The 9,594-nt window shown below is 37.7% G+C and carries 10 protein-coding genes, 2 tRNA genes and 1 pseudogene; 8 read left to right on the top strand and 5 right to left on the bottom strand.

All coding sequences use genetic code 11. The features are described from left to right. On the top strand, positions 1-407 hold a 407-nt coding region (locus tag DB41_RS08235), incomplete at its 5' end, for a leucine-rich repeat domain-containing protein (RefSeq protein ID WP_193365249.1). Between the two features lie 569 nt (positions 408-976). Here DB41_RS08235 and yidD read toward each other — a convergent pair. The 4 genes from yidD to recO all read right to left on the bottom strand — a co-directional run bounded on the left by yidD (position 977) and on the right by recO (position 3,046). Then, positions 977-1,186: a membrane protein insertion efficiency factor YidD gene (gene yidD / locus DB41_RS08230; RefSeq protein WP_039386243.1), complete on the bottom strand. Its 210-nt coding sequence runs from the start codon at positions 1,184-1,186 to the stop codon at positions 977-979. Further along, positions 1,183-1,977: an RMD1 family protein gene (locus DB41_RS08225; RefSeq protein WP_039386241.1), complete on the bottom strand. Its 795-nt coding sequence runs from the start codon at positions 1,975-1,977 to the stop codon at positions 1,183-1,185. Before DB41_RS08225 ends, yidD begins: the two co-directional genes overlap by 4 nt. Positions 1,978-2,149: 172 nt before the next feature. Further along, positions 2,150-2,233, bottom strand: a tRNA-Leu gene (locus DB41_RS08220). 129 nt (positions 2,234-2,362) lie between these two features. Next, a complete protein-coding gene (gene recO, locus DB41_RS08215; protein ID WP_039386239.1) occupies positions 2,363-3,046 on the bottom strand; it encodes a DNA repair protein RecO in 684 nt (227 codons plus the stop codon). 87 nt (positions 3,047-3,133) lie between these two features. On the opposite strand from recO, the gene DB41_RS08210 reads away from it, so the two are divergent. The 7 genes from DB41_RS08210 to DB41_RS08180 all read left to right on the top strand — a co-directional run bounded on the left by DB41_RS08210 (position 3,134) and on the right by DB41_RS08180 (position 9,217). Further along, positions 3,134-3,206, top strand: a tRNA-Arg gene (locus DB41_RS08210). 14 nt (positions 3,207-3,220) lie between these two features. Further along, positions 3,221-4,288, top strand: a complete 1,068-nt coding sequence (gene rlmN, locus DB41_RS08205) for a 23S rRNA (adenine(2503)-C(2))-methyltransferase RlmN (protein ID WP_039386244.1) — start codon at positions 3,221-3,223, stop codon at positions 4,286-4,288. 845 nt (positions 4,289-5,133) lie between these two features. Further along, complete coding sequence (gene raiA, locus DB41_RS08200; RefSeq protein ID WP_039386237.1) at positions 5,134-5,772, top strand: ribosome-associated translation inhibitor RaiA; 639 nt, start codon at positions 5,134-5,136, stop codon at positions 5,770-5,772. Between the two features lie 59 nt (positions 5,773-5,831). Then, on the top strand, positions 5,832-6,290 hold the full coding sequence (locus tag DB41_RS08195) for a type I restriction enzyme HsdR N-terminal domain-containing protein (protein WP_039386236.1): 459 nt from the start codon (positions 5,832-5,834) through the stop codon (positions 6,288-6,290). Positions 6,291-6,349: 59 nt separating this feature from the next. Then, complete coding sequence (locus DB41_RS08190) at positions 6,350-7,843, top strand: hypothetical protein (protein WP_039386233.1); 1,494 nt, start codon at positions 6,350-6,352, stop codon at positions 7,841-7,843. Between the two features lie 5 nt (positions 7,844-7,848). Beyond that, positions 7,849-8,931, top strand: coding sequence for a hypothetical protein (locus DB41_RS08185; protein WP_039386231.1), 1,083 nt, complete (start codon positions 7,849-7,851; stop codon positions 8,929-8,931). A 133-nt stretch (positions 8,932-9,064) separates the two neighbouring features. Beyond that, a complete protein-coding gene (locus DB41_RS08180; RefSeq protein WP_155117635.1) occupies positions 9,065-9,217 on the top strand; it encodes a hypothetical protein in 153 nt (50 codons plus the stop codon). On the opposite strand, the pseudogene DB41_RS08175 reads toward DB41_RS08180, so the two are convergent. Beyond that, positions 9,214-9,594 (bottom strand): annotated as a pseudogene (locus DB41_RS08175) (hypothetical protein); the annotation flags it as partial. The gene DB41_RS08180 and the pseudogene DB41_RS08175 sit on opposite strands and share 4 nt — an antisense overlap.

The raw sequence follows: 9,594 nt of genomic DNA, 5'->3' as shown, positions 1-9,594 counted from the left end.
TGCTTGAATTAAATCAAAACCAGCTCACCGCTCTGCCTGCAGAAATCGGGCAGCTTTCTCAGCTGCAAATGCTTCACTTAAATCAAAACCAGCTCACCAGCCTTCCTGCAGAAATAGGCCAATTGTCTACGCTGCAATGGCTTGACTTAAATCAAAACCAGCTCACCAGCCTTCCTGCAGAAATAGGCCAATTGTCTCAGCTGCAAATGCTTGACTTAAGAGAAAACCAGCTCACCGCTCTGCCTGCAGAAATCGGGCAGCTGTCTCGGTTGGTACGGCTTCACTTAAATCAAAACCAGCTCACCGCTCTGCCTGCAGAAATCGGGCAGCTGCCTCGGCTGTACACGCTTGAATTAGCGGGAAATCCTTTAAAAGATATTCCAGAAAAAATAAGGCAGCGTTTTTAATTGTAGAATAGTAAGCACTTTTTAAATTTGGGTGGGCTAAAATGAAATAAAAAACTTTTAGCCATCTTATCTTTAAAGAAGTAAGAGGATGTCTTAAAACCCCTGTTTTATCTTATCAATCTGCTTTCTCACAGATCTAATAGGTTGATGCAAAACAACTTATTTAAGATAATTTTGAGAGAAAAGGGAGGTAAAGATGTGGTGGCTTCGGTGGCGGCTTGCGTTTGTCTTAGCCGCTTAAGGTGTATTTTGAATCAGTTCTAAACAATAAAAGATTAACAAAAGGCTAGGAAGAAATTTTGGATTCTTAGCTCTTTTTGTGGAGAGGTGTAGGTTACTTAGCTTAAAATTTTCATGATCTGGTTTTCTTCTTTTCTCGCAAATTCATGCATATTTACAACTGTTTTGCAGAATGATTGAGAAGATTTTTCCGCTTTTTAAAAGTTAGGAGCCTGTGGGATTAAAAGAAGTTAGCCTAATAAAAAGAGCTTTAAAGAATTAACCAGGCATAAATAAGATGTAGAGCTATAGATTTTACTTTATTAAATTGGCAGAAGAGCAAATGTTTTTTAAGGCACTTCATCTCTCCCTCCTAAGTGGCGAGGATTGCAGCGGCAGATACGTTTGATAGCTAGCCCTGTTCCTCGGCATACCCCATGCTTTTCAATAGCTTGTAAAGCATAGTTAGAGCAAGAAGGTGTAAAGCGGCAGGTGGACCCTAGGAGAGGACTGATGGTCCATTGGTAAATACGAATAATTAGAATAAATAAAACCTTCATAAAATTCTAAATACGTCTTTTAGTAGATTAAGCATCACTTCGATAATGATGAGCCAGATAATTGTCCATTCAAGGCGGCTAGAATGCTGGTGATTAAGCTCAGAGCCTAGCATTTGGAAAAGCTCATGGACTACATCTAGACGCTGATTAAGAACTTCCACGCGACTTTCAATATCTAAATAGTTAGCGACCATCGTATACAAGGGCTCAAGCTCTGGGTATTCCCAAAAAAATTCTGGCGTGTCTAGTACATCTGCATGCAGATTGATAGAGTTGCGTGCGAGGAATAATTCCCCCATCTTTTTGCGTATAGCTTTCTTAGAATAAGAAATTTTTCCTTTGCTAGCTAACTCTTCAGGAATATGTTTAGATTGATTAAAAGTCGTCTGAATAGCGTTTTCAAAAGTTCCTAATTTAACAGATTGGGCCAGTCCATGTGAAATAGCAAGCTTGGTAAGCATTTCTTGATTAGGTAAAATAATTTCATCTTCTAAAATTCTAGGAGCCTCTCCATAAAGGTAAGTGAACTCATCCGTTTCAATCTCATCTGAATGCTTTTCTTCGTACGGCTGTACGAGTTTAAGCATTTCTCTTTCTATTTCCTTGGGTAAACCCCAACAAACCATCGCTCCATACGAAAAGAAGAAAACATCCCCTGGTGGAAGATTGGGAAGAGGAATCGAGCAGTGAACAGCATCACGGTAAGAGGCAGCAGGAAAACGTTGGCGAAGAATTTCGTAAAAAAGCTTTATTTTGTAAGAAGCAGCGGTGCAATAGGCACGACAATCCATGAAAGAATCGAGGGTTGATTAAAAAAGCCAACCATAGAGGATTCAAGCATAAATGTCTAGTTTTTGAATAAATATTCTGAATAAATAGAGGATAAAAAAGAGCTTATTTAGAAATATGATAACTGAAAAGCTTGCTAGTAAATCGTTTGAAAAGGGTAGGTAAAAGCTTGATTGCGAAAGAGGGGACTTGAACCCCTACGAGATTTCTCTCACTACCACCTCAAGGTAGCGCGTATACCAATTCCGCCACTTTCGCTTAAAAATTGAAGAAGCTAAAATATAACAAACTTACCTTTATACGAGCAAGAATAAAGTTGAAATTCTAAAAAGGAAAAGCTCGTTCGTAGGGATGAGTAAAGAAAAAGCTGGCAAATAGGAAACAAGATCAATGCTGAACAAGAATTTTAAATAGCTGATGAGCTTTATGGGGCAAATGTACAGGGATGCAAATAGTATTAAGCTGGCTAAAAGAAGAACAAGCAGCCAACTGCATCCAAGCTAAAGTTTCATCTTCATTAAAAAGCAAGGCCCCTGCAGGAGTATGCATGGCACAAAAATGTTCTCCTTGCCAAATATAAAGAGATTGAAGGGGACTTTGACAAACAGAGCATTGTAAATGGGTATTGGCTACCCCTTCATTTTTAAGAATTTTTAGTATAAAGCTTAGCTCTAAAGCTGGTAAATTGGTTGTAAAAGGAATTTTCTCTAGATAGGTGATCAATTGCTTAAAAAGTTTAGGGGCAGGCTTATGCAAGGGCTGAGAATCTATAACGGTGTTAATCATCCGTCCAGCACTTTCTAATAAGTTATAATCTCCACGTAGCTTTAAATAATAGTTATAGATGATAAGTTCCCTACATTTCCAAATCTCTCCTTTAGTTTCGCTGTATGTAAATTCGCCTTGCATAAGAGGAGAAATTTTAACCCGTGGAGAAGTTTTCGAAGGTTTTCTTATTTTGAAGATCCATTTTACTATTCCCTTATCAGGAGTAAAAACAGTCATGATTTGGTCATATTCGCGAAAGTCAATGACTTTAAGAATCAAACCTTGCGTATGAGAAATTTGCATGCAACGGCCAATTTTAGGTTTAAAAAAAGAAGCTTCTACGCTAGAATGCTATTTTCGTGATTCTTTCTATAATCTTGCAAGCTAAATGCACCGATAGCTCAATGGATAGAGTACCCGGCTTCGAACCGGGTGGTTAGAGGTTCGAGCCCTCTTCGGTGCACATTTTTCCAAGGTATGAATTCAACAGTTAATCTTTTAAGCTATACTCATCACTCTTTTTGTAATTTTATCGCAGCAGAATTAGGCAAAGGTTATCTACATGCCGGCTTAATCTATGAAGAATTTTATCGTACAGGCACAGTCTTTGGCCATCATCCAGCTTTTCATAATGCCTCCAGGCTTTTAAGAGAAATCCTATTAAGAGTCGACCTTTCTTTGCCTTTAGTGCCTGTAGAAAAAGATGATGGTGAAACGAAAAAATTTCTTCTTAAAACCCAGGATAACCTTGAGGTTGAGGCGGTGTTAATTCCTATGCAGGCGGGGGGAACACTGTGTATCTCTTCGCAGGTGGGATGTCGCAGGGGTTGTACATTTTGTGAGACTGGCCGGATGGGATTGTTGCGTAATTTAAAGGTAGAAGAGATTATCGGTCAAGTTTTTGTGGTTCGCCATGTACTAAGGTATCCTATACGTAATATTGTCTTTATGGGAATGGGAGAGCCTTTTGATAATTATGAAAACGTTAGGCAAGCTACCCATATATTAATGGATCCTAAAGGACTAGGATTTGGACGTAACCATTTGACTATCTCCACTAGCGGGGTGATCGAAGGGATCCATAAGTTCACCCATAGTGCCGGGCCTAAGCCTCATCTGGCCGTATCGATCAATGCTCCTACAGATGAAATTCGCCAGCGTTTAATGCCTATCAACCGTAAGCATGATATGCAACAACTTTATAAAGCAATGCGTGAATACAATGAAGTCACAGGATTAAAAATCCTTACAGCTTATGTACTCATTAAGGATGTAAACGATTCTTTAGAACATGCAGAACGTTTAGCAGATTATCTTAAAGGCCTTCATGTTAAAATTAACCTTATTCCTTATAATCCCCAAACAGGTGATCGTTTTGCTCGGCCTGCTGAAGAGACTGTTACAGCTTTTCGTCAACATTTGCGCTTACAAGGCTATCAAACTCTCCTTAGAGCAACAAAGGGTAAGGACATTATGGCAGCCTGTGGGCAGCTAGGGAACATCAAGCTCCGTGCCCAATTGAAAAAGAATTTAGAGGCAGTATAAAACTTCTACTCGGTAAAGCTGTTAGAAAAGCGACCTCTTTTACCTCATTAGCTCTTCATGATTCCCTCTATCCTTTAGGGTTAGATATTCTCTGAAATTTTTTTTGGCTTTCCTCTAGTTTTTTTATAGCCTAAAGTTATTTGAGTTTATTTGAGAGCGCGACGAATTTTGTGGGAATTTTTCGAGGAGAGAAGAAGAGTTTTTCAATTCCTTCCCAGAAGAAAAGCTTAGGGAATAGGAAATAATAGCCTATAAATAAACTTTGTTAGGGCCTCCTTCTAGCAAGAAAATTATCCTTAAACGTTAAACTTTTTCTTAAAGGCAGCTTGCCATTAAGTATAAGCTTGCCTAAAGAGCTGCTCAAAAATGTCTTCTATTTGTAGAATAAGGCTTAAAAAAGCGTTAACGATTAATAGGTCTTTTTTTTGCGTAAAGCAAGTCTATATCCACGGGTAGGACTCTAAAAACGGCGAAGTAGGCATAAAAAAATACAAAAAGATTTTTTAGCAATTCTTTTTCTCTGCTGCCAAAGAAAAAAACTTAAGTTTTAATAGTATCTAAAATTGGTGGTTCACAGGGTTTTAACAGAACATTTTTCATAAAGCCTAAAAAGTATCATCCTTGAAGGCAATCCTCTTTGTAAAGGCCTACATAAGATCTTAGGTCTGATTATAGCCTCAAACTTGAGAGGCTAAGGGCTTGAAGAAATAGAGTTTGTATCTTCTGGCGCAGCTATTTTCAAAAGATCTGCTTTGTTCTCTTTACCCATTACTAGATTTTTTTGTATAATAGGAGCTAATAGGAACTTAAAATTCCTATCTCAACTCCATAAAATCGAGGTTTCTATGAGCCGCAAATCTAAAGCTGCTGAATTTGTTGATGAAGACTATAGCTTAACTATTAATGGACGAAATGTACAAGTAACCGAGGCCATGGAAGGCTATATCAAAGACAAGCTTTCTAAAATTGAAAAATACGATATACCTATTATAGATATAACGATCACAATGGATATTCAAAGGTTTGAGCATCATGTCAACCTTCTCGTTAAGCTGAACCATATACTCATTAAAAGTTCAGCGGTCACAGATGATATGTATGCATCTATTGATAAAGCAGTAGATAAAATTCAAACGCAACTTAAAAAATATAAGCAAAAAATTAAAGATCATCATGCTAAGCCTCTTGAAATGGTAGATATGGCCGTAAATGTCTTACGTCCTTTAAAGGAAGTCGAAGCAGCCGAAATTAACGAAGAAATTGAAGCTGAAAATGCATCCCAGAGAGATAAAGAATATCGTCCTCATCATATCGTTAAACAAGAAAAAAAGCCTCTTAAATATTTAACTTTAGATGAAGCCCTTATGAAAATGGAGCTATCAGGAGATGTTTTTCTTCTTTTTCGTAATGAAGTGGATCGTAAGTTAAACGTCATTTATCGCCGAGAGAATGGAGATTATGGTCTCCTCATGCCTGAAGGGTAGTTAGATAATGCTTCAAAAGTCCATCACCTAAAGCTTATGGATTTTTGGAGCTTCTTATTATGGAGAAAGAAGAAAAACAAAAAATTTATTGTGCTATTCGTAAAAACTGGCTAATAGCTACCCCTGAAGAGCTTGTTCGCCAGCAAGCGATCCAGCTTTTAATCCAGCATTTAGGATTTCCTCGTTCATGTATTGCAGTAGAAAAAGAGCTGCAGTCTTTACCCCATCTGAAAATATTTACCTCTCTTTTGCCCGAAAGGCGAGCGGATATTATTTGTTATCTCCCCAAAGAAAACAGCCTGCATCCTTTGTTACTTATTGAATGTAAGGCAGTTCCCATCTCTTCTAAAGAGATTCTTCAAGTCATAGGTTATAACCGCTTCATCAAAGCTTCTTTTATAGCGTTAATTAATCAAACTGAGCACAAGCTAGGCTGGTTTGATCCTGAATTATCTGACTATCAATTCGTTAATTATTTACCTTTTTATTCTGATTTAGTTAATTCTTTAATTAATTGATTAATATTTTAATTTAAAATTATAATATTAATAAGAGTTAGTTAAATAAGGGGTTAACTATGGCCATAGACAAAACTCAATTTTCTGATGCGATTGATCATGCTAATAAAAATGTTTTCGATTCCTATTTCCATTTAAAAAATGTTTCACGAAAAGAAGGAGGGCATCGATTTAAAAAATTGGAAAGCCAAGAGAGTGGCTATTCATGGGGGGCTAGCCATCTAAATATGAAAGAACTGCTTAAAAACACTGCTAAAATAATTTCTTATTTTACTGTTATTATCCCTCTAATAATGCTTATAGGCAAAGCCATTCACGATTACCGCCATCAATACAAAATTATTAAAGAACTTCCTTCCGATAAAATAAAGAATGTATCTACCAAAATTTTGAATAAAACCTTAGGGGATGAAGATAAAAAGGAGATCATGGCTTTCCCAGAAGTAAGCAAGCTATCAGAGAGCAGTCGAGATGGAAAAGCTAGAGAAAAAGATGAAGAAGATTTGCCGGCAGCAGAGGCGGCCTTAATTTTAAATATCATTAAAGACCTTAAAGAAAAGCTGCAAGCTGAAGAGCCTGCTCTTATCGATGCGCAGACAGAGGAGCATGGCATAAAAATCCAGAAAGGAGAGCTGGAGGGAATTGAATTTGAGATTAATTCCTATGGAAATTATGGGATTACTGGGTGGAAAATAATCAGAGAGGGGCAAGCCTATGAGGTTAATGAATATGCTCCCCAGGCTTACCATGGGCCTAAGACTGAAGGTTTTATAGAAAGACAGCGGCTGTTAATAGATGCGGCTAAATGGCATGTGAAAAATTTACCTATAGGAGATAGCCTAGAGGGCCAGAAAGCCCAAGAGAAGCTATTAGAAACTCTTGACTACCTTCAAAGAAATTTTATGCAGGAAATACGTTCGGAAAAATTTCAGATAGATCCCCAATATATCCAGCATCCTGATAAAAAAGTTGGCGAAGACCATTATATGCAGGTGCATAAGATTGCCCAAGAGCTGCTCGCTCAGCTAGCCAAAGATATACAATTTACGATCAATCAGCTCAATCAAGTAGAAGAGTTTACAATTGACAAGTTAGCTCAAGCAGAAAAAGATTTTATTGTGGCAGTAGGAAGACCTACCATTATCAACACCTACTTCCTAGGTGATTCAAATCAACAATTTTTTCATATGCAAAAGCCTTCTTCTATTATTAATGAGAAAGGTGAGCGTATGGCAAGAGCGATGTTACCAAGCACGGTTAGAGACCGTGAAGGTTTAGCTAACTATGTGGCTACTTCTTTTGGAGAAATTCATTACAGAGAGGGAGAGGATTTTCTAGAAACACTCTTTGATGCCATTCGCCATTCTAGCTATCCGCCAATCGCCATTAAAGATACCCTGCAAAGGCAAGCTATCGGTTGCCGAAATTGCAAACAAAATTTAATTGATTTAGCGGCTGTAAGGATTCAGGCTGATCCTTCTTTAGTTACTACTCCTAATCGACCTCTTGTCCTTCCTTTACGCACGATGATGTTATTATCACCAAAAAAATAGATAAGATGCGTAATCGTAAAAAGGGGATTGCAGGAAAATGGTCGGGAGAAAGTGAAACCACTCAACTAGAAGAATCCGCTTTAGCTTTAAAAATATATAATCAACGGCTTCTTAAGGTTAGAATAGAAGGAAAAGATGTTTGGATTAAGCCTGATATTTCATTTATGAACTTAGGAGCCAATGAATTGGCTGTAAACTCTACCTCTATGGGAAAGCATTTAAAAGATGCTGAATCTTTAGCTTCTTACAATGCTAAAGGCTTTATAGAGTTTGAACAAGAAGTGTTTGATTTCCTCCAAAAACAGTCTATCCTCCCACCTTCTTTAATGGTAACCTTACAAGAAATTGAATCGATGAAAGGGGCACCTTCGTTACGTCAAGCAAAAATGGATATGCAGGCGATTCAAAATGAAAAAGCTAAAGAGATTATTTCTCTTTATGCTTCATTGGATAGATTAATGGAAAAATATCTTTCCCACCCCGAAAAGCCTGACCTTAAACGGGAAATTATTCGCTTAAAAGATAAAATTGAACAGCATGAGAAAGAGGTTTACAATCACTATAAAGATTATTTAAGACTTAAATCTGAAGTTTATATACAAAAGAGCTCGGAAATAAAAAATCTTTTTAAAAAGTTTAGATCCCAGTTAAAAAGAGAAATTGATCAGCTGCCTTCCGATTTGGCAAAAGTACAACAACTCCAGCATATCAACGATTTAACCCTTAAATTTGAGCTAGCTATCGACGTGTTTTACCGCCAAAAAAATAAAGAAGTAAATTCAGTGCTTGATTTCCAAGTTAATTACTTAGAAATTCATGCGATGATGTCTAATTGTGTAGAGTTTTTTTGCAAAAGTGCAGAAGACCGTACTGGAAGAGTAGATGATAAAATCCAAGAGAATAAAGCTTTTCAGGCTATTTTTGGGCGAGTACCTTTTGGGCCAGAAGACCAAGAGTATATTGATAAGTTCATTTCACCGCTTATTCATCAGTATTCAGTAAGCCAAAACAATACGGAAAAAAAATTCTGGCGCTCGCGGGGAGCAGATCAGCCCTCTACTCAATCCCCATTTACATGCCAAAATTGATAAAAAGCATGCTTATCTAGCCAAAAATGTAATTAATAAGGCTAGAAAGAAAAAACCCTCTGCACACGTAAGAAAAAAATTGTTTCGCTTAGAGAGAAAGAATACAAAAAATGCAGCCAGGCATGGAGAGCAAATGAATCCCCTACTCCATGCTCATACCTCTACTAAGGTCAATAAAAGGCGTGCTTACCTAAGTAAGAAGGTGATTAGCAGAACTAGAAAAATAGGTTTTTTCTTACCGGGGGAAAAAAGCCCCTCTTCATCTGCTAGAAAAACTGTTTATTAAAATCCATGGTCTCCACCTACGACTCCAGAAGAATCTTCTGTAAAATAGTAGGTGCTTGTATAGGGATTCGGGCTCACAGCTGTAAACCAGCCGATAGTATTTTCTAAGAACTGGCAGAGCTCTTGATCTTCCTGGGCATAAATTATCCGAAAGCCATGGGGAGGCAAAATTATCGTACGCTTGAGCGTCTGTGTATCTTTTTCGCGAAAGAAGGTTAAGTCTATTTGGGCAGAACGGGTGTAGTCTACATGAGAAGATGAGTTGATGAGCCACACAGTAGATTTCTCCCTATCAGCAAGGATAGGGGCCCACCGAAAAGAAGTCGGTTTGTTCTCAAGGGCAGGATTAAAAGGTTGGAGGTTTGTACAGATATTACA

Source organism: Neochlamydia sp. TUME1, from assembly GCF_000813645.1.
Lineage (GTDB): Bacteria > Chlamydiota > Chlamydiia > Chlamydiales > Parachlamydiaceae > Neochlamydia.
The sequence above is the reverse complement of the archived record's forward strand: the minus strand, read 5'-3'. Positions and strand labels throughout refer to the sequence as shown.